This is a genomic window from Mesorhizobium sp. M0062 (genome assembly GCF_040323125.1).
In the GTDB taxonomy this organism is placed as follows: domain Bacteria; phylum Pseudomonadota; class Alphaproteobacteria; order Rhizobiales; family Rhizobiaceae; genus Mesorhizobium.
The window spans coordinates 79,306-102,016 of the sequence record NZ_JAMYUO010000011.1 but is presented as its reverse complement, the minus strand read 5'-3'; the positions used below and the strand labels follow the sequence as shown (position 1 = coordinate 102,016).

Annotated in this window: 22 protein-coding genes; 17 read left to right on the top strand and 5 right to left on the bottom strand. The window is 59.7% G+C overall.

Translation table 11 applies throughout. The annotated features are described in order from the left end of the window. Positions 1-16 precede the first annotated feature (16 nt). From NKJ64_RS15580 to NKJ64_RS15570, 3 genes are all read left to right on the top strand, one after another. Entirely contained in the window at positions 17-544 is a 528-nt protein-coding gene (locus tag NKJ64_RS15580) for a DinB family protein (protein ID WP_023711920.1), read from the top strand. A gap of 581 nt (positions 545-1,125) precedes the next feature. Beyond that, positions 1,126-1,515, top strand: coding sequence for a hypothetical protein (locus tag NKJ64_RS15575; RefSeq protein WP_023834760.1), 390 nt, complete (start codon positions 1,126-1,128; stop codon positions 1,513-1,515). Between the two features lie 340 nt (positions 1,516-1,855). Further along, positions 1,856-2,452 carry a glutathione S-transferase family protein gene (locus tag NKJ64_RS15570; RefSeq protein ID WP_023834759.1) on the top strand — a complete coding sequence of 199 codons (597 nt, stop codon included), beginning with the start codon at positions 1,856-1,858 and terminating at the stop codon, positions 2,450-2,452. Between the two features lie 63 nt (positions 2,453-2,515). Here the strand turns inward: NKJ64_RS15570 and NKJ64_RS15565 are convergent, their stop codons facing one another. Beyond that, positions 2,516-3,166, bottom strand: a complete 651-nt coding sequence (locus NKJ64_RS15565; RefSeq protein ID WP_023834758.1) for an outer membrane protein — start codon at positions 3,164-3,166, stop codon at positions 2,516-2,518. A gap of 411 nt (positions 3,167-3,577) precedes the next feature. Here NKJ64_RS15565 and NKJ64_RS15560 point away from each other — a divergent pair, with 411 nt between their 5' ends. The 6 genes from NKJ64_RS15560 to NKJ64_RS15535 all read left to right on the top strand — a co-directional run bounded on the left by NKJ64_RS15560 (position 3,578) and on the right by NKJ64_RS15535 (position 8,753). Further along, the gene (locus tag NKJ64_RS15560; RefSeq protein ID WP_352462887.1) at positions 3,578-4,342 is read left to right on the top strand and encodes an SDR family oxidoreductase; all 765 of its coding nucleotides are present in this window, start codon (positions 3,578-3,580) and stop codon (positions 4,340-4,342) included. Beyond that, positions 4,339-6,414: an excinuclease ABC subunit UvrC gene (gene uvrC / locus NKJ64_RS15555; protein WP_352462886.1), complete on the top strand. Its 2,076-nt coding sequence runs from the start codon at positions 4,339-4,341 to the stop codon at positions 6,412-6,414. Before NKJ64_RS15560 ends, uvrC begins: the two co-directional genes overlap by 4 nt. Before the next feature lie 170 nt (positions 6,415-6,584). After that, positions 6,585-7,181, top strand: a complete 597-nt coding sequence (gene pgsA / locus NKJ64_RS15550) for a CDP-diacylglycerol--glycerol-3-phosphate 3-phosphatidyltransferase (RefSeq protein WP_023673449.1) — start codon at positions 6,585-6,587, stop codon at positions 7,179-7,181. Position 7,182: 1 nt separating this feature from the next. Beyond that, complete coding sequence (gene moaD / locus NKJ64_RS15545) at positions 7,183-7,440, top strand: molybdopterin converting factor subunit 1 (RefSeq protein WP_023673448.1); 258 nt, start codon at positions 7,183-7,185, stop codon at positions 7,438-7,440. 4 nt (positions 7,441-7,444) lie between these two features. Further along, positions 7,445-7,918, top strand: a complete 474-nt coding sequence (locus NKJ64_RS15540; protein WP_023733882.1) for a molybdenum cofactor biosynthesis protein MoaE — start codon at positions 7,445-7,447, stop codon at positions 7,916-7,918. A 67-nt stretch (positions 7,919-7,985) separates the two neighbouring features. Continuing rightward, positions 7,986-8,753 (top strand): YbaY family lipoprotein, encoded by a 768-nt coding sequence (locus NKJ64_RS15535; protein ID WP_352462885.1) that lies wholly within the window; start codon positions 7,986-7,988, stop codon positions 8,751-8,753. A gap of 3 nt (positions 8,754-8,756) precedes the next feature. Here NKJ64_RS15535 and NKJ64_RS15530 read toward each other — a convergent pair whose 3' ends face one another. Then, positions 8,757-9,233 (bottom strand): cupin domain-containing protein, encoded by a 477-nt coding sequence (locus tag NKJ64_RS15530; protein WP_352462884.1) that lies wholly within the window; start codon positions 9,231-9,233, stop codon positions 8,757-8,759. 64 nt (positions 9,234-9,297) lie between these two features. On the opposite strand from NKJ64_RS15530, the gene NKJ64_RS15525 reads away from it, so the two are divergent. Beyond that, positions 9,298-9,753 (top strand): MarR family winged helix-turn-helix transcriptional regulator, encoded by a 456-nt coding sequence (locus tag NKJ64_RS15525; protein WP_023701901.1) that lies wholly within the window; start codon positions 9,298-9,300, stop codon positions 9,751-9,753. An 86-nt stretch (positions 9,754-9,839) separates the two neighbouring features. Here the strand turns inward: NKJ64_RS15525 and ndk are convergent, their stop codons facing one another. Together ndk and bluB are read right to left on the bottom strand one after the other, a co-directional pair. Then, positions 9,840-10,262, bottom strand: a complete 423-nt coding sequence (ndk, locus tag NKJ64_RS15520) for a nucleoside-diphosphate kinase (protein ID WP_023684731.1) — start codon at positions 10,260-10,262, stop codon at positions 9,840-9,842. A gap of 471 nt (positions 10,263-10,733) precedes the next feature. Further along, complete coding sequence (gene bluB, locus NKJ64_RS15515; RefSeq protein WP_352462883.1) at positions 10,734-11,369, bottom strand: 5,6-dimethylbenzimidazole synthase; 636 nt, start codon at positions 11,367-11,369, stop codon at positions 10,734-10,736. 304 nt (positions 11,370-11,673) lie between these two features. Between bluB and NKJ64_RS15510 the strand changes: the two genes are divergently transcribed. From NKJ64_RS15510 to NKJ64_RS15480, 7 genes are all read left to right on the top strand, one after another. Next, the gene (locus tag NKJ64_RS15510) at positions 11,674-12,186 is read left to right on the top strand and encodes a DinB family protein (protein WP_352462882.1); all 513 of its coding nucleotides are present in this window, start codon (positions 11,674-11,676) and stop codon (positions 12,184-12,186) included. A 447-nt stretch (positions 12,187-12,633) separates the two neighbouring features. Next, on the top strand, positions 12,634-13,293 hold the full coding sequence (locus NKJ64_RS15505) for a hypothetical protein (RefSeq protein ID WP_352462881.1): 660 nt from the start codon (positions 12,634-12,636) through the stop codon (positions 13,291-13,293). Positions 13,294-13,686: 393 nt separating this feature from the next. Then, on the top strand, positions 13,687-14,472 hold the full coding sequence (locus NKJ64_RS15500; protein WP_352462880.1) for a GGDEF domain-containing protein: 786 nt from the start codon (positions 13,687-13,689) through the stop codon (positions 14,470-14,472). A gap of 423 nt (positions 14,473-14,895) precedes the next feature. Beyond that, positions 14,896-16,317 (top strand): MBOAT family O-acyltransferase, encoded by a 1,422-nt coding sequence (locus NKJ64_RS15495; protein ID WP_023829022.1) that lies wholly within the window; start codon positions 14,896-14,898, stop codon positions 16,315-16,317. Continuing rightward, positions 16,317-17,828 carry an alginate O-acetyltransferase AlgX-related protein gene (locus NKJ64_RS15490; protein WP_023829021.1) on the top strand — a complete coding sequence of 504 codons (1,512 nt, stop codon included), beginning with the start codon at positions 16,317-16,319 and terminating at the stop codon, positions 17,826-17,828. Before NKJ64_RS15495 ends, NKJ64_RS15490 begins: the two co-directional genes overlap by 1 nt. A gap of 42 nt (positions 17,829-17,870) precedes the next feature. Then, complete coding sequence (locus NKJ64_RS15485) at positions 17,871-18,620, top strand: class I SAM-dependent methyltransferase (RefSeq protein WP_031203073.1); 750 nt, start codon at positions 17,871-17,873, stop codon at positions 18,618-18,620. Between the two features lie 59 nt (positions 18,621-18,679). Further along, positions 18,680-19,351, top strand: a complete 672-nt coding sequence (locus tag NKJ64_RS15480) for a class I SAM-dependent methyltransferase (protein WP_023754709.1) — start codon at positions 18,680-18,682, stop codon at positions 19,349-19,351. 44 nt (positions 19,352-19,395) lie between these two features. Here the strand turns inward: NKJ64_RS15480 and NKJ64_RS15475 are convergent, their stop codons facing one another. Beyond that, positions 19,396-22,485 carry a rhamnosyltransferase WsaF family glycosyltransferase gene (locus tag NKJ64_RS15475; protein WP_352462879.1) on the bottom strand — a complete coding sequence of 1,030 codons (3,090 nt, stop codon included), beginning with the start codon at positions 22,483-22,485 and terminating at the stop codon, positions 19,396-19,398. Positions 22,486-22,711: the final 226 nt, after the last annotated feature.

Below are 22,711 nucleotides of genomic sequence, written 5' to 3'. Positions count from 1 at the left end.
GCAAAGGATATAGACCATGGACGCGCTGGATTTGCTCCGCAACCTCTTCGTTTATCAAGCCTGGGCGAATGGTGAATTGCTGGAGAAGCTTGCGGGCCTCGACCAGCAGGAGCATATCGATCAGCGCCACACGGCGACCCGTCTCATCAACCACAACCTTGTCGTATCGAAGATATTCGCCGCGCATCTTTCCGGCACGCGTCATGGCTATGCGTCCGACAACACCGAGGACACACCGGCACTCGATGAATTGAGCGCTGATGTCGCTGCGATGGATCGTTGGTATCTCGACTATATCGAAGCCGTCTCGCCAAAGCTCATGTCAGAGTCTGTGCCTTTCACCTTCACCGACGGCGACAGGGCGATGATGTCACGCCAGGAAATGCTGACACATGTCGTCACGCATGGCGGCTATCACCGCGGCGAGATCGGGCGGATCCTGATGCAGATCGGAATTGCGCCGCCGTGGGATACGTTTGCCGTCCACCTCCACCACGCCGAGCCTTCGCGCCGGCTGCAGGTGCGCGAGCGGGTTGGCGCTTAGGGGCCTGCACCCCTTGGCTTCCAAGGGATCGCGGCTTCCTGGGAGGAGGATTCCCCGATCTTCGTTTCCCATTTCCGTTAGGCATCTCTTGCGCCGAAGCTGGCGATCCCCCTTCTCGTCTGGGAGACGTCCGACACACAACAGGCTGTCCTTCAAGTGCTGTCTTTCCTGGCTTTCATCCAACCACTTTCGATATACGAGTAAAAAGCTCGCGTCTAGTTTAGTGCTGTTCCTGCAACCGTTGGGATGAAGCAAGATCAGCCTCTGCTGTGCGATGATTGTTGCCATCTGATAGGCCGCCGATGACCGCGTGAGATCGACGGCGTTGCAAGAGAATGTGAGCTTGACGAGAAGATCGTGTGAGTCGCGATATCAGAGATTTCTCTCGCAATAGTTCGCTGCGAAGCGGGAAGATTCTTTGCCGATTTCTGTGCCGATCATTGCGATCATGCTCTCAGCGTAACCGAAACTTAATCTGCGAAATTCTATGTAATGCTTCGCTGGCTAGATACGCACGAGTCAGATATGCATTAGCTCGCCGGGTCACTCACGGCCATCGGCACAAACGCAAGGGGCATCGCATGGCAAAGATCACGATGAAGGCGCCGGCGGCGAAAGCGCCGGCAAAGAAAGCGGCACCGAAAGCTGCCGCGAAACCTGCAGCAGTAAAGAAGGCAGCACCGAAGGCAGCGGCAAAGCCGGCTGCCAAGGCAGCGGCAAAGCCGGCAGCTAAGGCAGTAGCAAAACCCGCCGCCAAGGCAGCAGCGAAACCCGCCGCCAAGAAGCCGGCCGCCAAGGCTGTGGCGAAGCCTGCTGCGAAGGCAGCAGCCAAGCCCGCCGCCAAGAAGCCGGCAGCCAAGGCAGCGGCAAAACCCGCCGCCAAGGCTCCGATGAAGGCCGCCGCCGCCAAGTCGACGGCAGCTGTGAAGAAGGCTGCACCGGCCAAGAAGCCAGCCGCCAAGAAGAAGTAACAGCGGACCATCTCAAAGCTCCCGGGAACTTTGCCGACTGGCAGATTCCCGGGAGCTTTTTTGTTGTGATTTAGGTCTCGTTTTGATCCACGTCGTTCTCTCGCAATCGACGCCAATTCTATGCGACATGCATTGGCGACTTCATTGTCGGCGGATTGGCCGCCTGGTTTTGCCCTTCTGGCAGTTGCCCCTCAGGGAAGATCGGCCAACACTAAGGCGGTCGCATCCGATGGGGTTCAGGCGACGCGCTCTAGACCTTTGTTTTACGCGCGTCGTTCTCAAGACCGGAACCGCATTTTTGAGCGACATGCACTGGCCGTCCGAAAACAGGAAACCGATCATGCCGAAGCTGCTCTACGCGTCCTCATCCCCCTACAGTTCCAAGGTGCGCATGGCAGCACTCCATGCCGGCATTGCCGTCGAGCTGGTGCCGGTCAAGACCGAGGACAAGCCTGCTGAACTGATGTCAGCCAATCCTCTCGGCAAGATTCCGGTGCTGGTGCTCGACGACGGCCGCTCGATCCATGACAGCCGCGCGATCACTCGGCATCTCAACCGCGCTTCGAAGAGCCTGTTGTTGCCGCGCAATGCCGACAAGCGCCTCGAGGCCGAAGTGCTGGAGGCGCTGGCCGACGGCATATGCGACTGCGCGCTGTCGATGGTCTATGAGCGGCGCACGCGTCCGGAGGAGATGGTCTATCAACCCTGGCTCGATCGCCAGTGGACCAAGATCACCGCCGCACTCGATTTCCTCAACGCCAATCCGCCGAAGCTGCCGAAGAAGATCACGCTTGGCCAGCTGGCGTTGCGTGCCTGCCTCGGCTACCTCTCTCTGCGCTTCGCCGGCAAATGGGAAAAGGGCCGCGGCCGCCTGACCCGCTGGGCAGCGCGTTTCGATGAGAAGTTTCCGGGGCTGAAGGTGGCTGTGCCGGCCTGACGGGCGAAACAAAAAAAGCCGGGCGCGAGGCCCGGCTTTCTTGTGTCGTGGCTTGAACGACAGTTAGAACTTCATACCGACGCCGAAGGTGACGCGGTTGTCGCTCTCTTTGACCTTGGTGCCGACACTGTCGAAGCTCTTGGAACCGAAGTCGGTGTAGCGGTACTCGACACGGCCGAACACATTGTCGGTGATCTTGATGTCGGTGCCGACGCCGGCCGTCCAACCGAGCATGGTGTTGCTGTCGCTGTCGCCGGGGACCGAGATCTTCTGGTTCTTCAGGGCGCCGCCGCCGGTGCCGTAGAGCAGGATTTCCGGGGTCACGGCGTAACCCAGACGGGCGCGCAGCGAGCCTTCGAAGCCGCCCTTGGAATTGACGCCGCCGCTGTCACCCTTGACGCCGTTGTAGCCGAGATCGGCTTCAGCACCGTACACGAAGTTTTCCTGCTGCCACTGGTAGCCGCCGAAAACGCCGCCGACAAAGCCCTTGGTCTTGATGTCGGGGCCGCCGTCCTGGACTTTGGCATGACCGCTGAAGCCGTAGCCGGCGCTGAGACCGGCATACGGGCCGGCCCAGGAAGCGACGGGGAGCTCGGCGATCGGGGCTGGCGCCGGGGGCTCTTCCGAGACGACATCGGCAGCAAAAGCGGTACCGCTGAGGGCGAAGAGCCCGAGCGCAACCGCGAGCGGCGCGAATTTGAGATTGGTTTGCATTGTTGTTTACTCCTTAAGCCACAAGACACGTAGGCTTGTTTGTCCTGAGCGCCATCAACCCGTCCGGGGGGTGAAACGGATCTGGCACTCAACGGTTCCGAATGTCGTGTCAAAATGCGGCGGCAGCGAACCTGAAAATGGGTCATTCCCCGGCACGAATGAGGCCGAAGCTTGACGTTGCATCTTCGCAACAGCGAAATGTCAGTACGCAGGCGATGCTGCACTGCACTCGGCTTGGTGCAACGGGTTCAGCGTCCTATATTGCGGTCCTGCCGACCCGAATCCGGGGCGGTGCCGGCGGCGAAAAAGCCGTTTCGCCACATTCCTGCCCCAGGTGGAAACGGCATTTAACCCCTGGACGCGTCACAATGTGCCGCTAGCCGAATTGAGGCGCAGATTGAGGATTGACAGATGATCGAAGCCGCCGGAACGGCGCTGGTGACGGGCGGGGCGAAGCGGATCGGCAAGGCGATCGTCGAGGATCTGGCCGCGCACGGTTTTGCCGTCGCCATCCACGCCAACCGCTCGACCGCCGAGGCCGACGCGCTGGCTGCGAGCATCAGGGACGGAGGCGGCCGCGCCGGCGTGGTAGCCGCCGATCTGACCGACATGGATGCGGTTGGCGATCTCGTCGGCCGCGCCGCGGCAGCGCTCGGCCCGGTCACGCTTCTTGTCAACAATGCGTCGCTGTTCGTCGACGATAGCGTCGAGGACTTCGACTGGGCGGCATGGGACCTTCACTTCGCCATCCATGTGAAGACGCCGGCGCTGTTGGCGCAAAACTTCGCCCGCGCCTTGCCGCTAGGGCAGGAGGGGCTGATCGTCAACATCATCGACCAGCGCGTCTGGCGGCCGACGCCGCGCTATTTCTCTTATGCGCTGTCGAAGTCGGCCTTGTGGACGCAGACCGAAATGCTGGCACAGGCGCTCGGTCCGCGCATCCGCGTCAACGCCATCGGTCCCGGTCCGACGCTGAAGAATACGCGCCAGGACGATGATGATTTCCAGAAGCAGGTCGATGGCCTGATTCTGGAGCGCGGCCCGCAATTGGCCGAATTCGGCGCCACCATCCGCTATCTCTGGGATGCGCGCTCGGTGACCGGCCAGATGATCGCGCTTGACGGCGGCCAGCATCTTGCATGGCAGACGCCGGATGTGACAGGCATGGTGGAATGAGTCCCGCAGACCAGAAACACAAGACGAGCGCCGGCGCCGCTGACGATATGCCGCCCGACATCGACCTTGAGGAGGAGGCGGTCGAGGAGATCGTCGAGCCCGAGGCCACCGGGCCCGATGTCGCCTTCACCGCGATAGACTGGGCGCCGCATGCCGGCGACGCCGACGGCATGGTCGGCGCCGAGGTCATCCAGACACTGGTCAAGCGGCTGCCCAATGCGCCCGGCGTCTACCGCATGATGAACGCCGCCGGCGACGTGCTTTATGTCGGCAAGGCGCGCAGCCTGAAGAAGCGGGTGACCAACTACGCGCAAGGCCGGTTCCACACCGCCCGCATCGGCCGCATGGTGCGCGAGACATCGACGATGGAGTTCGTCGTCACCCGCACCGAAATCGAAGCGCTGCTGCTCGAGGCCAATCTCATCAAGCGCTTGCGGCCGCGTTTCAATGTGCTGATGCGGGACGACAAGTCGTTCCCTTACATCCTGTTGACCGGCGATCACGTCTCGCCCGGCATCTACAAGCATCGCGGTGCGCGCTCGCGCAAGGGCGACTATTTCGGACCTTTTGCGTCGGCCGGCGCGGTCGGGCGCACCATCAATTCGCTACAGCGCGCGTTCCTGCTCAGGAGCTGCACCAACTCCTTTTACGAAAACCGCACCCGGCCGTGCCTGCTCTACCAGATCAAGCGCTGTGCCGGTCCCTGCACCGGCGAAATCTCGCATGGCGACTATGCCGAGCTGGTCAGCGAGGCGAAGGATTTTCTGTCCGGCCGCAGCCAGAAGGTGAAGACCGAAATCTCTGCCGCCATGCAGCAGGCCTCGCAGGAGCTCGATTTCGAGCGCGCCGCCATTTATCGCGACCGGTTGGCTGCACTGTCCCATGTGCAGAGCCATCAGGGCATCAACCCGGCCACGGTCGACGAGGCCGATGTCTTTGCCATCCATCAGGAGGGCGGCCAGGTCTGTATCCAGGTGTTTTTCTTCCGCACCGGCCAGAACTGGGGCAACCGCGCCTATTTCCCCAAGGCCGATCCGGCACTGGAGGGGGCGGAAGTGCTGGGCTCGTTCCTGGCGCAGTTCTATGACGACAAGCCGACGCCACGGAACATCCTTCTGTCGCGAGGCGTCCAGGATCAGGAACTGTTGGCCGAAGCGCTGTCCACCCGCGCCGGCCGTAAAGTGTCGATCTCGGTGCCGCAGCGCGGCGAGAAGAAGGATTTGACCGACAACGCGCTGCAGAATGCCCGCGAGGCGCTCGGCCGCCGCCTGGCCGAAACCTCCACGCAAGGCCGGCTGCTCGCCGGCTTTGCCGAGACCTTCGGCCTGCCGAAGCCGCCGGTGCGCATCGAGGTCTACGACAATTCGCACATTATGGGCACCAACGCCGTTGGGGCCATGGTCGTCGCGGGGCCGGAAGGGTTTGTGAAGAACCAGTACCGCAAATTCAACATCCGCTCGACCGAGATCACGCCCGGTGACGATTTCGGCATGATGCGCGAGGTGATGGAACGGCGCTTTTCGCGGCTGCTGAAGGAACATGGCGATGTCGTTCCCGACGACGCGGCAGCCGGTGGAGCAGGCGACGATATCGAAGAAGACATCTCCGGCAGCTTCCCGGCCTGGCCCGACGTCATCCTGATCGATGGCGGCCAGGGCCAGATGAGCGCGGTGCGCAAGATCCTCGCCGACCTCGGCATCGAGGATCGCGTGGCGGCCATCGGCATCGCCAAGGGCCAGGACCGCGATGCCGGCCGCGAGCGTTTCTTCGTCAGAGGCAGGGACTCGTTTTCGCTGCCCGTCCGCGATCCCGTGCTCTATTTCGTCCAGCGGCTGCGCGACGAGGTGCATCGCTTCGCCATCGGTTCGCACCGCGCGCGGCGCAAGAAGGAATTGGTCAAGAGCCCGCTCGACGAGATCGCCGGCATCGGTCCCGGCCGCAAGCGCGCGCTGCTGCTGGCCTTCGGCACTGCGAAGGCGGTCAGCCGCGCGGCAGTCGAGGATCTGGTCAAGGTCGACGGTATTTCAGAGCAGGTCGCCAAGCTCGTCTACAATCATTTCCATGAGAGCTGAGCGCCGGTGACGCCGCTGTCCCGATCAAATGGCAGCAGCCGTTCTTTTCTCGCAGGCCACTCGAATCCCGGCAATCGCGCGCTATTTTCGTCTGGCCAATCGAATCTCGCCTGTTGACCCCCTACATCCGGTTCTGATTTGAGTACGCAGGCAGAAAGAGTCCCTGAGATATGGCCAAGCGCGCGTTCAACCTGCCTAACATGCTTACCTATGCCCGCATCGTCGCGGTGCCGCTGGTGGTGCTGTGCTTTTTTCTCGAGGGGCATCTGAAATCGAGCGACTTCGCCCGCTGGTCGGCGTTGATCATCTTCCTGCTGGCTTCGATCACCGACTATCTCGACGGCTATCTGGCGCGCGCCTGGCAGCAGACGTCCAACATCGGCAAGATGCTGGATCCGATCGCCGATAAACTGCTGGTCGCCACCTGCCTGCTGCTGCTCGCCGCCGACACCGACCGCCATGCCGGCATCGCAGGCTGGTCGTTGTGGGCGGCAATCATCATCCTGTGCCGCGAAATCCTGGTTTCGGGGCTGCGCGAATATTTGGCGGCATTGAAAGTCTCGGTGCCGGTGACGCAGCTCGCCAAATGGAAGACCGCCATCCAGATGGTCGCCATCGCCTTCCTGCTGGCTGGGCCTGCCGGCGACAAGATCTTCCCGCTGACCACGCAGACCGGACTGGTGCTGCTGTGGATCGCAGCCCTCGTCACGCTCTACACCGGCTACGACTATTTCCGCGCCGGCCTCAAGCACATCATGGACGAGTGAGATGATCACCCGGCTCATTTATTTCGCCTGGGTGCGCGAACGGATCGGCAAGCCGGAAGAGGATGTCGAACTGCCCGCCGGTATCGAGACGGTGGCCGACCTCCTGCGCTGGCTGAAATCGCGTGGCGAGGAATATGAGCACGCGCTGCAATATCCTGATGTGATCCGCGTCGCCATCAACCAGGAACATGTCGAGCATCGCGAGAAGATAGCCGGCGCGCGCGAGATCGCGCTGTTTCCGCCGATGACCGGGGGCTGACACCATGTCCGGCGCGCCGACGGTGCGCATCCAGCGCGACGATTTCGACGTTGCCGCCGAGATCGCGAAACTGACCGAGGGTCGCGCCGACATCGGCGCCGTGGTGTCCTTCTCAGGACTTTGCCGCGACGAGCAGGGCCAGCTGTCGGCCCTGGAACTCGAGCACTATCCCGGCATGGCCGAGGCCGAAATCACCCGCATCGCCCGCGAGGCACTTCAGCGCTGGCCGCTGCAAGGGCTGACCGTCATCCATCGCCACGGCAAGATCGCACCGGGCGAAAACATCGTGCTGGTGGTGGCGGCGTCCTCGCACCGGCAGGCGGCGTTCGAAGCGGCCAATTTCCTGATGGATTTCCTGAAATCGCGTGCACCCTTCTGGAAGAAGGAGCACCGCGTGGACGGCACCGATGGCGGCTGGGTCGAGGCCAAGGACGCCGACGACCAGGCTGCGGCGCGCTGGAAGGCGCGGCCCGAATAAATCTCGGCAGCCATGTATTGACCGCATTCCCTTGGCCAAATCGCATCGGCAAAAAGGGAGCAAGGGCATGCTGGACAGGATCGCCGAATTCTTCGTCTTCGGTTTTGTGCCGCTGGTTATCGGCGTTCTGGCCGTTCCCGAGCCTTCCGTCGCCGCCGAGAAAACCCTGAAGGGCGAGGTGATGTATCGCGAGCGCATCGCGCTGCCGCCCAACGCCGTGCTGTCGGTTCAACTTGCCGATGTATCGCTGGCCGATGCGCCGGCCGCCATTGTCGGCGAGCGCAAGGTAGCGCCGGCCGGCCAGGTGCCGATCAAGTTCGAGATCAGCTTCGATCCAACGGTGATCCGGCCCAACATGACCTATGCGCTGCAGGCGCGCATCACCGCCGACGACAAGCTGCTGTTCGTCACGGACTCGCGCTATCAGGTCGATCCGCTCAGCGAGGCGCCGCAGGCCATTGTGCTGAAAATGGTGGCGTCGAGCGACAAGCCGACCTCGGCCTCGCTGTTCGGCCAGAGCTGGCTAGTCGAATATATCGACGGTATCGGCGTGATTTCGGAGCCGCAGGCGACGTTCCGGGTCAGCGAAGCCGGCAAGGCGGGCGGCAGCGGCCCGTGCAACGCCTATTTCGCCACCGCCAAGGTCGATGGCGAGACCATCGTCATCAGCGACATCGGCTCGACCTACAAGGCCTGCGCGCCGGAGATCATGGCCGAGGAAAAGGCGCTGTTCGAGGCGCTCGCCAAGGCGGCGTCATACCGTGTCGATGGCGGCAAGCTGATCATCGCCGACAAGGACGGCCACGATATCTTGCGCTTCAACGCAGCGAGCTAAGAATCAAGACTGCGGCGGCGGGGGCGCCGGCGTCAGGCCGAACCGGCGCATCAGGTCCATAAGCCTGGCGCGGTCGGGCGGGCCGCCGGTGCTGAAGATGGCGAAGGCCTCGCGAAAATAGTCCGGACCGATCGCCGCCGGCGTCACCACGCACAGCACCTTGGCGGTCTCGGCGGTGTCGTTGTCGAAGCGGTGGACCGCGCCGCGCGGTATGCACAGTGCTTGGCCGGGTCCGATATCGTGCCGTTGTCCGTCGACGGTCAGCGTCAGTACGCCTTCGATCCCGTACATCGTCTCCTCATAGTGATCGTGGCTGTGTGCCGGGGCGAGCAGGCGCTGCGAGCCGGCGACCGTCAGTTCGAAGGCGGCGATGCTGCCGTTCGACTGGTCGCCGGTCAGCAGGAAGCGCACGGCAAGGCCGCCATGGCTGATTGTCTCGTCGGCCGGATTGACGCTGATCTGGCTAGCTCTGTCTAGCATTTCATCCTCCCATGTGGTAAATTGAATTTACCGAAATGAGTAAACTCAATTTACCAGAGTGTCAATGCCATTATCCGCGGAAGAACCGCCAAAGAAGCCACCGCTGATCGGTGCACTGCTGCGCGTTCCGGCCATGGCCATTCACCGCAAGCTGATCAGGGATCTCAGGGCGTCGGGTTTCGAGGACCTCAGCCCGCCGCATATGGCGGTGATCCAATATCCCGGCCCGGATGGCCTTCGGCCGAGCGCGCTCGCCGAGCGCGCCGCGATGAGCAAGCAGGCCATGAATCAACTGCTGAAGACGCTGGAAGCGATGGGTTATATCACTCGCTCGGCGGCACCCGATGAGAGCGGCGGGACCGTCGTCCACTTCACCGACCGCGGGCGCGCCGCATACCAGAAGATGGCCGACATCCTGCTCGACGTCGAACGGGAATGGGCCGAGGAACTGGGCGAGAAGCGTTTCACGGAGCTGAAAACGCTGCTCGGCGACCTCTGGGATACGCCGCTCATCCGTTGAAAGCGGCATGAAGCCGAAGCCGGGACCTGACCAAAGAAAAAGGCCGGCGAAGTGCCGGCCTCTTGCATACATTGGTTCGCGTCGGCTCAGCCGACGATCTCGGTGTCCGAGAACCAGTACTTGATCTCTTCAGCAGCGGTTTCCGGCGCGTCGGAGCCGTGCACGGAATTCTCGCCGATCGACAGCGCGTGGACCTTGCGGATGGTGCCTTCGGCGGCGTTGGCGGGGTTGGTCGCGCCCATAACTTCGCGGTTCCTGGCAATGGCGTTTTCGCCTTCCAGAACTTGCACGATGGTCGGCGCCGACGACATGAATTCCACCAGTTCGCCGAAGAACGGACGATCCTTGTGGACGGCGTAAAAGCCTTCGGCCTCGCGGCGGCTCATCCACACGCGACGTGAGGCGACGACGCGCAGGCCGGCCTCTTCCAGCATCCTGGTGATGGCGCCGGTAAGATTGCGCCGGGTCGCGTCCGGCTTGATCATGGAAAAGGTGCGTTCGAGCGCCATGGGGTCGTCCTTGTCTTGAGATGGAAAGTCTTGAGATCGGAATGTGGAGTGGCGGGCTCTATACAAGCCGCCCGGCCCATTGCCAAGGGGACGCGCCCCGGCAGCGTTATTCGGCCGCGACCGCCCGCATGGCTGTTCGCAACGCTCTGGTCAAAGGCAAGGCTTGCGGGAAAATGGTGATTGCGCAGGCACGCACGGTTTCGAACGGAAATCAGCGGAACGGAAAGACATCGGACCATGTTTGACGGGACGCGCTGGCCCCACCTCCACCTCAGACCGGGCGACATAAAAGGGAGCCTTTGGATTATCGGCATCTTGGCTGCCGTGGGCCTTGTTCTGCTGCTCTTTTCGGGTCGCCGCACAGATACGAATTTCGGTTTCGGGCCTGGATGGCAGTGCACTCCGATGCCGAAGGGCGACCCGATCTGCGTCAAGCTCATCGCCAAGGAAGAGACGAAGTGATGGGCAGCTTTACCGCCTGATCACCACCGGCTGCCGCCGCCGCTCCCAGCCTTCGCGTTCCAGTGTCGGCAGATCATGCTCCTCGCTGGCATAGCCGAGGCAGAAATAGCCGATCAGCGTCCACTCAGGCGGGGTGTCCAGGATTGCGGCCATCTCGGCGGCGTCGAGGATCGACACCCAGCCCATGCCGATGCCTTCCGCCCGCGCCGCCAGCCACAGCGTGTGCACCGCCATGACGGCCGAATAGTCGATGGTTGCCGGCATCGTCATGCGGCCGAGCCCATGGCCCTGTTGCGTCGTGCGGTCGGCGAAAACCGCGAACTGGCAGGGCGCTTCATTGAGACCGGCGAGCTTCAGCCGGGCATAGAGAGCGGCGCGCTCGCCTGAAAAGCATTCAAGAGCTTCGGCATTGCACCGCTCGAAACAGTCTCTCACCGCGCCCCGCCGCTCGGCGCTCTCGACCACCACGAAGCGCCACGGCTGGCTGAGACCGACGGACGGCGCGATGCTGGCAAGCTCCAGCAGCCGCTCCAGCGTACCCTCGGGCAAAGCCGTCCGCTCGAAGCGCCGCACATCCCGGCGCCAGCGCAGCAGCGTGACCAGCCCGGCGCGAAAATCATCGGTGAAATCGGGGGGTGGTGGCATGGCGATCAGGAGACTTGTGTGGGCAGTAGGCAGTAGGCAGTAGGCAGTAGGCAGTAGGCAGTAGGCAGTAGGCAGTAGGCAGTAGGCAGTAGGCAGTAGGCAGTAGGCAGTACAGCCCTCAGACCCTATTGCCTACTGCCTATTCGCTAAGCTGCGGCCGCCGCCTCCTTCCAGCAAGGCGGGCTGAACGGACGGGTCGCGTCGTGTCCGGCGAGTTCATAGAACAGAATGGTCATTGGCGGCTGCGTCCTCGCGGTCTAATTAGGCGCCTGCGGCTGAAGCGGAACTCGTCGGCGGGAAAAAGATGAAACAGCATTTCATGATGTTCGCGGCATACAATCAATGGGCCAATGGCCGCATCTACGATGCCGTCGCCGCACTTGACGAAGAAGAGTTCAACCGCGATGTCGGCGCATTTTTCGGCTCGATGATGGGCACGCTCAACCATCTGCTGGCCACCGACCGCATCTGGATGAAACGCTTCACCGGCGAGGGCGACGCGCCGGTAAAACTCGACGCCATCCTGCACCGCGCATTGCCTGGCCTAAAGCTGGCGCGTGAGGCCGAGGACAGGCGGATCGTCGACTGGGTCGGCGGTTTGACCGAAAAGGCTTTGTCCGGCCGCTTCTCCTACATGACCGTTTCCGACATGCGCACCGTCTCGCAGCGGCTGGCGCCGGCGCTGGGACACGTCTTCAACCACCAGACCCATCACCGCGGCCAGGCGCATACCATCCTGACCATTCTCGGCCGGCCTTCGGTGCAGCTCGACCTGGCGTTTTTCCAACGCACCGACGAAGGCCGCGCCTACGCCTGATCTCCTGACCGCGCTTCCCGTTTAAACGCACGGGAGCGTTAACCGGTGCATTTGCGCGGCCGTCGATGCCCGGCACCAGCTCTGGATCCAAGCCGGGTTTTGAGGACCCTGTCGGCACAACGCTGCCCGGTGACTGGGCCAGATGGCTGGGCTGTCAGTGGCCCGCCTTTTGTGGGCCTTCGGCTCCAGGCCGCCGCAGCCACAACCCGCTCCAACTCCGGTGGAATTTCTGTCGAGAGAATTAAACAGAGTTTAAATATTGAAGCAAAAACATATTTTTTTTTAGCAGACCAGTGCACGCCTTGAGAACTACAATCCTTATTCTTGGAAAAAATAAAGAAACTATAAGGAAGACTCGTGCGTAGCTGTGAGTGCATAAGCATATGTCTGCTTTGGTTTGCTGGCATGTTGCAATGCACAAAGCAGAACGGCAACAAGGAGAGTGTCATGGTTAATATCACTCAAAAAATCGCTAGAACACTGGCGGCGGGTGCAATTATCGTCATTTTTGCCGCTCCCGCGAATGCAGGCGGCGGAATTGGCGTCGGTGTCGGCGCATCTATCGGCGGTGCTGGCGGCATCAATGCCGGTGTTGGCGCTTCGATCGGCGGCAGCGGCGGGGTCAAGGCCGGTGCCGGCGCCTCGGTTGGCGGCAGCGGCGGTATCAAGGCGGGTGCTGGCGCAACGGTCGGCGGCAATAGCGGCGTTACTGCGGGCCTCGGCGCCTCAGTCGGCGGTAGCAGCGGCATCAAGGCCGGCGCTGGCGCGACGGTCGGCGGAGCCGGTGGCATCAAGGCCGGTGTTGGGGCCACGGTCGGCGGCAGCGGAGGTATCAATGCCGGTGTCGGCGTCAACGTCGGCAGCGGCATCAACGTCGGTGTCGGCGTCGGCATTGGCGGAACGCCGGGCACGCCCGGTACGCCCGGTACCCCCGGCACGCCAGGAACTCCTGGAACACCAGGCACCCCTGGGATACCCGGTGTCGTCGCCAGCATGTCGAACAGCCAGCTGACACGTATGAAGAAGCGCTGCGTCGATGTGCTCGCCAGCGAGGGCACCTACGACAGCGATCTGCGGCAGCTATGCCTTATGATCTCGCGTCGCTGAGACAGGTTTCGCCGGGAGTGTCGAGCCAGCCGTGAGGCTTTACGGCACTCTCCTACCGCATGGCCCAGACTTCCCGAGGGACATGCGCTGACGAGAAGCCTCCGGCCAGTCGGAAAGCCCGCCGCGCAAGTGGCGGGCTTTTTGTCGCCACTCACAAGGCAACCGATCGCGCCTTTCGACTGCCGGAGCGTTTTATCGTTTAACGGAAACGGTGAAACGCGCTATCCCTTTGTCTTGGTAATTCTCAGGGAAAGCGCCCACGCGCTTCTCCCGGGAAAGCTGCTCACACTTTCCTGGAATTGTTCTGGTTAACCACATTCGAATTGCAGGTAAGATTTTAGGGTTTCATTTGTGTTCCCGCTGCAAAATGGCGAACACAGTGGGAGAAATGGCATGCGGGTCGATCTTTCGCCCACGAGCTTGGGCAGGGTCATAGCAGTCACGGTTGTCGGCACGGCGATCTGTATCGCGGCGGCCTTCCTTGTCGATTCCTACAATTTTCCGTCGCTGTCGCCCGAAGCGTTGCGCTGGGCGCAGCTCACCGACTTGTTGCTGCCGCTCGTGCTGGGTGGATCGTTCTTCTCTTTCCTGATGTACAAGATGCGCCAGCTGGCGATCGCCCAGAAGAATCTGAGCATCGTCGCGGCGACCGACAGCCTGACCGCGGTGTTCAACCGCGGCGCGTTTTCGATGCTGGTAGAGGCCTATCTCGAACAGGCGCGCAGCCAGGCCGTCGTCGATGCCGGCGCCCTGCTGATCGTCGACGCCGATCATTTCAAGACCATCAACGATCGATTGGGCCACGATTGCGGCGATCAGGCGCTCAAGCTTATTGCGCAGACGATCAAGGCCCAGCTGCGCGGCGCCGACATCGTCGGACGCATCGGCGGCGAGGAGTTCGCCATCTTCCTGCCCGGCGCCGACCCGTCGCAGTCCTGGCTGGTTGCCGAGGGGATCCGGCGGCGCATCCGCGAGGTCGAGTTTGCCCCGGATGGGCGGCCCTGTCCGCTCTCGGTAAGCATAGGCGGCGTCGCCTTCAGCGGACCCACCACCTATGCCGACATGTTCCTGACGGCCGACCGGCACCTCTACAAGGCCAAGTCCAACGGCCGCGACCAGGTCAGTTTCGAAACGACCGGGCCGCGCGGCCTGCTGTCCGGTGATCCGACCTTGCATTGAGGGCTGGGACCGGTGCGCCGACAGCTCGGCGTAGCGCCTTAGGGCAATTCCAAGAAAAATGTGTGTTCCCAGGAAAGCGCTTAGCGCTTTCTTTCGGAATTGCGTCAGAACAAGAGATAGAGTGTTTCGCCGTTTCCCTAAACGATGAAACGCTCTAGCGGCTTGGGCGCGTTATCAACAACCTGTGCATAGAGATAAGCATTTACAGATCAGGCGAGGCGTCTACTATCTGAAGCGGGGGATGATTCAGAGAGAATTACCGAACGCTTATACCTTTTTGTCGATATTTTCGCTGTTGGGACTTGTTTTTGTGTTTTGGCCATCCATGCGCGTTATATTCGATATAGATGGTGAGCTCTCAGGTGGCAAATTTGGCTCTTATAGCTGAGGTGGTCACCGAGCGTGGGCGTGGTTGGAGGCAGGATGGTATTTTCGGCAAGTAATTTTCTTTTCTTCTTCCTGCCTATCGCACTTGCCATAGCTCTTTTTGCCAAGCCCTCTGCCTTTCGGCCAAGCCTGCTCGTTCTGAGCCTGGCATTCTACTACTGGTCGTCAGGGTCCTATGTAATCATACTCATCGCGGATGTAGTCTTCGCCTATTTCGGCGCGCTGGCTGTCGACCTTTGCAAAAGCGCGAGATTGAGAAATGCAGTTGTCGGGGCGGCAATCGTGCTGCTGGTCGGCATTCTCGTGTTCTTCAAATATCTCGATTTCATAGCGGTGAACCTTGACCTCACTTCAGGCAGCAATCTGTCGGCGACATTCGCCGGCATAATCCTCCCGATCGGCATATCCTTTTTTACCTTTCAGGCATTGTCTTACCTGATCGACGTCTACCGTCGTGAAATTCCTGCAGAGCGCAATGTCGTGCTCTTCAGTACGTACTTCACATTTTTTCCGCACCTGATTGCCGGCCCGATTGTGCGGTTCCGGGACGTCGTGGATGATTTTCGAGCGCCGAGAATATCTCTCGAGAACTTCTCCACTGGGGCCACCCGCTTCGCTCACGGCCTCATGAAAAAGGTGATCATAGCCGATGGTATTGCGCCGATCCCCGATGCCATTTTCGCCGCACCCCACGACACCATAGGTTTTGCCACGGCATGGCTGGCGGCCGCGACCTACGGCATCCAGTTGTATTTCGACTTCTCCGGCTATTCCGACATGGCCATCGGGCTTGCCCGCATGTTCGGCATCCGCTTTGCGGAAAATTTTGAGAGACCCTACGCCAGCCGTTCGATCACCGAATTCTGGCGACGCTGGCACATCTCGCTTTCAAGCTGGTTTCGCGACTATCTCTACATCCCGCTGGGGGGAAGCCGGCATGGCAGGATCGCGACCTATCGAAACCTGTTGATCGTCTTCGCGGTAACCGGCCTCTGGCATGGCGCCTCCTGGACGTTTTTCTGCTGGGGTATGTTCCACGGGCTTTTCATCCTGGTCGAGCGCGTGGCCACCGGCACCTGGCCGAAAGTGCTGGAGAAGGGGTGGCTGCGATATGCCTATTTCCTGCCGGTCGTGACGCTGAGCTGGCCGCTGTTCCGCGCGACGTCGCTTGAACAGGCAATGTCTTTGTGGAAGGCGATGGCTTCGCCCGTCGCCGCTGGTGCATTCAGCCTCGATGCGGCTGCGCCGATAGCCACGACCAGCCTGATCGCCCTTGTGGCCGGTGCGGCAATTTACGTTTTGCCCGGCCGGCTTTCGTTCGGCCAGTTGCTGACAAGCGAGACCAGAGGCGATAAGCTGTATGTCGCCGGCGCCTGCTACACGGTTGTTGCCCTGATGGTATGTCAGGTGTTGGCGCTGAGCGGTGGCTACACTCCGTTCCTGTATTTCCAATTCTGATGAAAACAGCCAAAAAAATATGCAGCGCAATAGTCACCGCAGCCTTCGTGGTCATCATCGCGTCGCCGCTGTTGGTGCTGGCTGTTCGCGGCGCCGTTGAACCTTATGGCCGAATACCGTTCACCGCATTTCCGCCGGTAGAAGCTCTGTCCACCAGTTCGAGCGGTGCGTTCGATCAACTGGCTTCAGCTCTTCTTGAACGCTCGCAACTGAAGAAAACGGCCATTACCGTTCGAAACACCGCCTTGCTGAGAATTGTGCGCCAGTATGACCATAACAATGTAGCCAGCGGAAAGGACGGCTGGCTGTTCTGGAAGGACGACTGGTTCGGGGGGGAATGTCAAAAGCAATATGATGTGGAAATGGCCGTGTCCCGCATTGGCGCCATGCTTGATGTCGCCAAGGCCTCGGGAATTGATATGTATTTTGCAATAGCGCCCGATAAATCCACACTTTATCCGGAATTTCTGGACCCTCATTTCAAAAAGATCTGGGGCTGCAAACAGCAAAGTGCCGAACTTTTGCGATCGGCGATTAGGGTCGAGGCGCCCCAGATCGTCGATCACCTTACCGCGCTGCGGAGCGAAAAGGGCAATCCCGCCGGCAACATTCTGTATGGCAAGGCGGACACCCACTGGACCAACTTTGGTGCGGCCATAGCCTTCCGCCAATTGCTCGCGGCGATGTTTCGGGACACCAGGGCGATGTCGCCACCTGCACTAACCGGAAAATTGGCCCAGCCTCCAGCCGATATGGAAACGACAATGCTGCTGGTTGGCAATGGCTACCCGGAAAGCGAGATCGACATTCCTGCGGAAAAAAAGGCACTGGCTTCAGTCGCAGAATTCGACCAGGCGAAGTCCACCCTCGTTTTGCACGATTCGTTCTACAATAAAGTAATCGGGTTGACGGACCCGTTCCGGCACGGCGCCGAATTGAATTTCGATGCCGATCCCCAAGAGATCACCAAAGCGGTGCAGGCCAGCGACCGCTTGGTGGTAAGCCGCGTCGAGCGAGCGGTCGTCAATTCTGTGTTGAACTTTCCTCTTTCTTGGCCGAACACGCTGGGCAAGGCCCTCGTCGCACGTGATGAACTGGCGGCCAGGGAATGCAGGGATTTTGCACCCGCATCCGGTTCGCCGAGGCTCCAAGCTATGGCTGCGGACGCAAACGGTTATCTCACCACCGCCCCCGATCCCCAAATGGTCGCCACCGTGCCCGTCTCTGGCGGCGTTGGAAAGATCCCCTGCATACGACTGCGGTTGACATTGAAAGTCCCCGATACATTCGAAATCTTTTTTTCACCCCACTCCGGCCAGGACGGAGCTTTTGTGGCTGGTCGCTCGATTCAAGTGCCGCTCGACGTTGGCGACCACACGATTGCGCTGGTTCTTCCCGACTATCTGGCTGGGCGTTCCATTCGTATCGACCCAGGCGATTCCGGCCAGCAAACGACCCTCAGGGATGTAGAGTTTGGCTGGCGCGCCGCTCATGATGAGGCGGCCAAATGAAGCCAGCAAACACTCGTGAAACAGAATAGCGGAAAGGGTGACATGGCAACCTTAGCTGTTGGAGAATTCGAAGCGACGGCGAAGCGATTTGCGGAGGCCTATGGGGTAAGCCCAGCGCTTCACTCCGAAGATCTGATGTTGGCGCATTTCCTGAAATTGAACGCCGAAACCGGTCTGCAATTCTACTTCAAGGGCGGCCTGGCTGACGCGGAACAACTGATGCGGACAATCGGGAGCCTCGGCGCCGATTCGAGCAATCCGAGGGTTCTCGAATTCGCCGCCGGCTATGGGCGGGTCACCCGCCATCTACGGAAATTATGCGACCTGACGGTCAGTGATATCCATCCTGAAGCGGTGGAGTTCGTGAGAAAACATTTCGGATGCCCGGCCTTCCTGTCGTCGAAAGATCCTGAGCACCTCGATATCCCCGGACAGTTCGATGTCATCGCCGTAATTTCGCTTTTTTCCCATCTTCCGGATCGCACTTTTGGCAGATGGCTTTCGGCGCTCTACTCGCTGCTGGCGCCAGGCGGTTATCTGATCTTCACGACCATCGGCGAATCCGCCCGCGCCATCAATCCGCATATCCCGACACCTGGCCCTGATGGCATCGCATTCGAGGCTGAATCGGAACAAATTGACCTTGACAAGCAGGATTACGGCAGTTCGACCGTTCATCCGCAATATGTCGGCTTTCAGATCGGCCGGCTGCCGGGATCGCGGTTGATATCCTACGAAGCCGGCGCATGGTGGAAATACCAGGACCAATACATCGTGCAAAAATCCGCCTAGAGGCAACGACGACTGGAAGTTGCTTTTGTCGCTCAATCCAAAAACAAAGACGAAGAGCCATGGCTGAATATCATTTTGTTGAGAACTATGAGCGCCACGTTGCCGATCTTCTGGCGAAATACCCGCTTGACGAGGCGATGAGCCTCGCTGTTGGAGGCAACTACGAAGGCATCGGCAAGATTGCCGCGGATGTTCTGGCCTATGCCGGCATTCGAGATGGAGATGCCGTGTTCGACTTTGGCTGTGGCAGCGGAAGAGTGGCTCACGCCCTGGCCAAGAGGGTTAATATCAGCCGCTATCTGGGAACCGATATCGTCCAATCCATGCTCGACTACGCGAAAACCAAAACACCCAAGCACTTCGAATATAGACTGCACCGGCAATTGAGCTTTCCGTGCGGCGATGGTGAATTTGACGTGGTGTACGCCTTCAGCGTTTTCACGCATCTATTGCAGACAGAATGCTATACGTATCTTTTGGAAGTATCCCGCGCGCTGAAGCCGGGTGGCACGGCGGTCATATCGTTTCTTGAACTGGCTGAGCCCACTCAATGGCCGGTCTTTGAAGGATCGCTGGGGGTGTACTACCTCAACACATTCATCGAGCGTAACCAGTGGGAAGTGTGGGCCGGACACGCCAACCTGTCGATCAAGGAGTTCGTCGATGGCCCGAAAGCGCCATGGGGTGGAGCTTCTCTTGGGCAATCGGTCATGATCATGAAAAAACCTTGACGGGCCGGTCGCGCCCTAACAAGATTTTGTTCTTCAAACCCTTACTACCCGCGGGCCGAGCCCGCGGCTAGGCGACGCGCTTTAAACGCCGGCGCCCGAATGCTGTGCGTCCCTTTTCGAGGCGAATGGATCGCGACGGGAAGGATCGGCGCATCAGACAGAAAGTCGACGATCTTTTTCATCGTCGCCTGGGAGAAGGCGTCGTTCCAGTCGGTCGGCCAATCGAAGCGCGAGCCTTGCAGCCGCTTATCGTATTGATCGACGCGCGAGATGGCGTCCTTGAGCCCGGCGACAACGCCCTCCAGCGTCGGCTCCACAGCGATCAGGTTGGTCGAGATATCCCGCAGGCTCTTAGCCGTCTTGTTCTCGAACGTGTTGGTCACGGTCCACATACCGGCCGAAGCCATTTCCAGCGGCACCAGGCTGGGATGCGGCGTCAGCATCAGCGAGAGGCCGACATCATGGTGCGGTAGCCGTTCGGTATAGGTCTGCAAATCGGTCTTCGGCAGCATCTCCATGACCACATTTTTCGCCAGCCTGATCTTGCTGGCGCCGCCGATCGAGCCCATCCCGTAGCACTTCCACTTGTCTGCGTCGAAACCCGGGGAACGGGCCAGCTCGGCAAGCGCCATTATGCCGAGTTCGAACATATTGCGCGCGGCATGTGCTTCCGGGCGGGCGTAGAAAAGAATCCGCCGCTCGCGATCGCGCATGTCGTCTATCGACGGTTTGAATTTTTGGATGGCGTTGCGGAACACAGCGTGGTTTTCCTTCGCACCCGGTTGCGAGAACACGCCGATCTTGTTCAGCTTGAAAAAGTCGCGCAGCAAGGGTGTCGAGAAAAGCTGGAACTGCGGGAAGCGGTAGGATTGCTGGAACAGTGCGGCAATCGTGTTCATGGGTAGGAAATAGGGTTCATATTCCTGGACCATGAACATGAAACGGTCCTGTCCCAGTTTCCGGCTGGCGTGGTGCGCGACATGGGCCGCCCAGCCATTGGTGGCAATGAAGCGATCATTGGGATTAACGAACAATTCGTCATCGCGATCATACCGATGTTCGATTTCGATCTCGTCAAACAATTGTTCGACGCCGGGATAACCTTTGATGCGCTCGCGAGCGAGCGCCATGTCCAGTTCCGTATGTTCCAACGTCACGATCCGGACGAGAAAACCTTCCCGACGCAGGCGCAGCGCCAGGCTGAACATGCCGATATAGCCTCCGAAAATATATTTGAAATCGATCGTTGCCAGGAGGATGTTGACGCGCTTTGGCTCGCGCTTCGACACCCGCAGCGTCAACGGCTGGATATTGTGAATAATCCAGCTGGCATTTGTATCCGCGACGCTCGGTATCCCTCCGGAGGCCGCAGCTTTTGGCAGAGCGTCGGATCCCGTGGCGATCTTGCGGACATACTGCAAATATTTGGCTTTCTTCAACCGATAGGCAAGATTTCTTGCCCTGACACCTAAGGCCGCGTTCATCATCTGTCCTTCGACGTTCAATGTCGAACGGCGCCGTAGCGCGGCTGAAAACCTCAGAAGGATCACTTCGGCCAAGCTGGTGGTCAGGCGCGACATGCGGTTGACTATCTTGCCCAGCCTTCCCGGCATCCCGGGGTTTCGCAACCGAAGCGTCTCGGCGAATATGGCCTTTTCCAGCGTCCCCACAAAATCTCTGCGTGCCTGGTGCAGCAAAGCTCGACCTGCCTCAACCAAGGCACGCTTGTTTCCGACGCCTTTCAGGAGAAACCCTATTGAATGGGAAACGCCGGCGTAGGGCACGACGACTTGCCCCACCACGTTGGCTCCATGCTGATGATAATCGTACAGAGGCTCGTGGGTGTAGGAAATCCCGCCCGCAACCTGGGCAGTAAGTGCAATCCACTGATCGTGGTAGGCATCCACCAGCCTTTGCGGAAACGGCAGTATCCGGTCGAGAATGTCGCTGCGAAATAGGCTGGCGGCGCCACTCACGCTATTGCCGAGGAATAGCGAAAGAAAATCCGTATATTCGTTTTTGCGATGGCTCCAATACGTGTCGGAGACGACCTCATCGGCGGCCACGATACGACAGTCGCTGAATGCGAGTTTCTTGTTCTCCGGCAAAGCCTGGACGAGCTTGGTTAGTTTGTCCGCACGCCAACGATCATCCTGATCTGCCAGCGCGACGAACTCTGCACCGACCGGTACCAGCGAAAGGCAATCTTCGAAATTCTTGTAGAAACCCTTCCGTTCCCTGTTTCTAACGTAAATAAATCGTTTATCATTCTCTACCAAATCAAGAATATCGCGACGGGAAGAGGAATTTGAGCTGTCATCAGTGATGATGCAGATCCAGTTCTTGTGGTCTTGACCGATGATTGACGCGATCTGTTGCTCCAGAAGTTCCTGTGGCGGATTGTATGCCGCCATGCAGATGGCAATCTTGGGACCAGTGGCCGGCCATTTCACCTTCACCGGTCGCCGGTTGGTCCCAGGTTGGAGCCTGAAGGCGGCAAGAGACTGCTCGATCATGTCTCCGGATTTAAGCTCGGCAAGAAGTCGCAGTTCGCGGGTCTCCGGTTCCGCAATCTCCTCGATCGGCAATATGGTGGTGAATTCGGAGAACAGGCTGCCGCCAGTTGAATCCTGCGCGGGATAGAAGCAGTGCACGACATCGGGCCGAGCCCAGGAATGGTTCTTGATTTCATGCTGCCTGGTTCCGTCCAGGACATAGAGCCGTCTGATCGCGTTGCCGGGACAGAAAGCCCAGCCCTGCAGGTACAGCGCAAGCCCCTTGCCGACGTGAAATGAGCGGCTCGAAGGAACGTCGAGTGCGCACATAAGCTTGGGAAGCTGGCTTGCTTTCTCTTTTGTGAGCGTTTCGTCAATCAGCGCTTTGGAAGATGGTGCATTGACCTTCTCGACGGCGGGATTTTTGCGGAAGTCAAAAAACTGCTGGATACCGAATTGTCCAACCGTCGCGAACAGAGCGCCAATGTTGGGTTTATTCCACCGGTGACTCGGCCTGTTCGACAATACATCTCGTGTATTCACCAAGATTTCACCCATCTGTATGCCGTTATTATTTCTTAACTTAGCCCCGTGACATGCTTTTTGCAAAAAATAGCGCATCACTTCCCACTCTGCCAAGTAGGTTAGCCGTCAGAGCTTCATTCCACAATATGCATTCAAAGTTATCGGCATGTTTTGTTTCCTACTTTTAGTAGAACCGCGATATCATCTTAGAAATATAAGAATCTTACAGATATCGTGTCATGCTTATAGAAAAATCATATTTTACGATTGCAGGGCGAGATGTCGAATCTGCTCATTAATTCCAATTCATCACGAAATTTCGCCTGCTAACCTAAAAATA

Bases quoted from the DNA above. Each gene is read 5' to 3' on its own strand.
- NKJ64_RS15530 (WP_352462884.1), bottom strand. From the start codon at position 9,233: ATGCTAGACAGAGCTAGCCAGATCAGCGTCAATCCGGCCGACGAGACA.
- NKJ64_RS15525 (WP_023701901.1), top strand. From the start codon at position 9,298: ATGCCATTATCCGCGGAAGAACCGCCAAAGAAGCCACCGCTGATCGGT.
- NKJ64_RS15490 (WP_023829021.1), top strand. From the start codon at position 16,317: ATGAAAACAGCCAAAAAAATATGCAGCGCAATAGTCACCGCAGCCTTC.
- bluB (WP_352462883.1), bottom strand. From the start codon at position 11,369: ATGCCACCACCCCCCGATTTCACCGATGATTTTCGCGCCGGGCTGGTC.
- NKJ64_RS15535 (WP_352462885.1), top strand. From the start codon at position 7,986: ATGCTGGACAGGATCGCCGAATTCTTCGTCTTCGGTTTTGTGCCGCTG.
- uvrC (WP_352462886.1), top strand. From the start codon at position 4,339: ATGAGTCCCGCAGACCAGAAACACAAGACGAGCGCCGGCGCCGCTGAC.
- NKJ64_RS15540 (WP_023733882.1), top strand. From the start codon at position 7,445: ATGTCCGGCGCGCCGACGGTGCGCATCCAGCGCGACGATTTCGACGTT.
- NKJ64_RS15560 (WP_352462887.1), top strand. From the start codon at position 3,578: ATGATCGAAGCCGCCGGAACGGCGCTGGTGACGGGCGGGGCGAAGCGG.
- NKJ64_RS15485 (WP_031203073.1), top strand. From the start codon at position 17,871: ATGGCAACCTTAGCTGTTGGAGAATTCGAAGCGACGGCGAAGCGATTT.
- ndk (WP_023684731.1), bottom strand. From the start codon at position 10,262: ATGGCGCTCGAACGCACCTTTTCCATGATCAAGCCGGACGCGACCCGG.
- moaD (WP_023673448.1), top strand. From the start codon at position 7,183: ATGATCACCCGGCTCATTTATTTCGCCTGGGTGCGCGAACGGATCGGC.
- NKJ64_RS15565 (WP_023834758.1), bottom strand. From the start codon at position 3,166: ATGCAAACCAATCTCAAATTCGCGCCGCTCGCGGTTGCGCTCGGGCTC.
- NKJ64_RS15575 (WP_023834760.1), top strand. From the start codon at position 1,126: ATGGCAAAGATCACGATGAAGGCGCCGGCGGCGAAAGCGCCGGCAAAG.
- NKJ64_RS15505 (WP_352462881.1), top strand. From the start codon at position 12,634: ATGGTTAATATCACTCAAAAAATCGCTAGAACACTGGCGGCGGGTGCA.
- NKJ64_RS15500 (WP_352462880.1), top strand. From the start codon at position 13,687: ATGCGGGTCGATCTTTCGCCCACGAGCTTGGGCAGGGTCATAGCAGTC.
- NKJ64_RS15580 (WP_023711920.1), top strand. From the start codon at position 17: ATGGACGCGCTGGATTTGCTCCGCAACCTCTTCGTTTATCAAGCCTGG.
- NKJ64_RS15495 (WP_023829022.1), top strand. From the start codon at position 14,896: ATGGTATTTTCGGCAAGTAATTTTCTTTTCTTCTTCCTGCCTATCGCA.
- NKJ64_RS15570 (WP_023834759.1), top strand. From the start codon at position 1,856: ATGCCGAAGCTGCTCTACGCGTCCTCATCCCCCTACAGTTCCAAGGTG.
- NKJ64_RS15480 (WP_023754709.1), top strand. From the start codon at position 18,680: ATGGCTGAATATCATTTTGTTGAGAACTATGAGCGCCACGTTGCCGAT.
- pgsA (WP_023673449.1), top strand. From the start codon at position 6,585: ATGGCCAAGCGCGCGTTCAACCTGCCTAACATGCTTACCTATGCCCGC.
- NKJ64_RS15510 (WP_352462882.1), top strand. From the start codon at position 11,674: ATGAAACAGCATTTCATGATGTTCGCGGCATACAATCAATGGGCCAAT.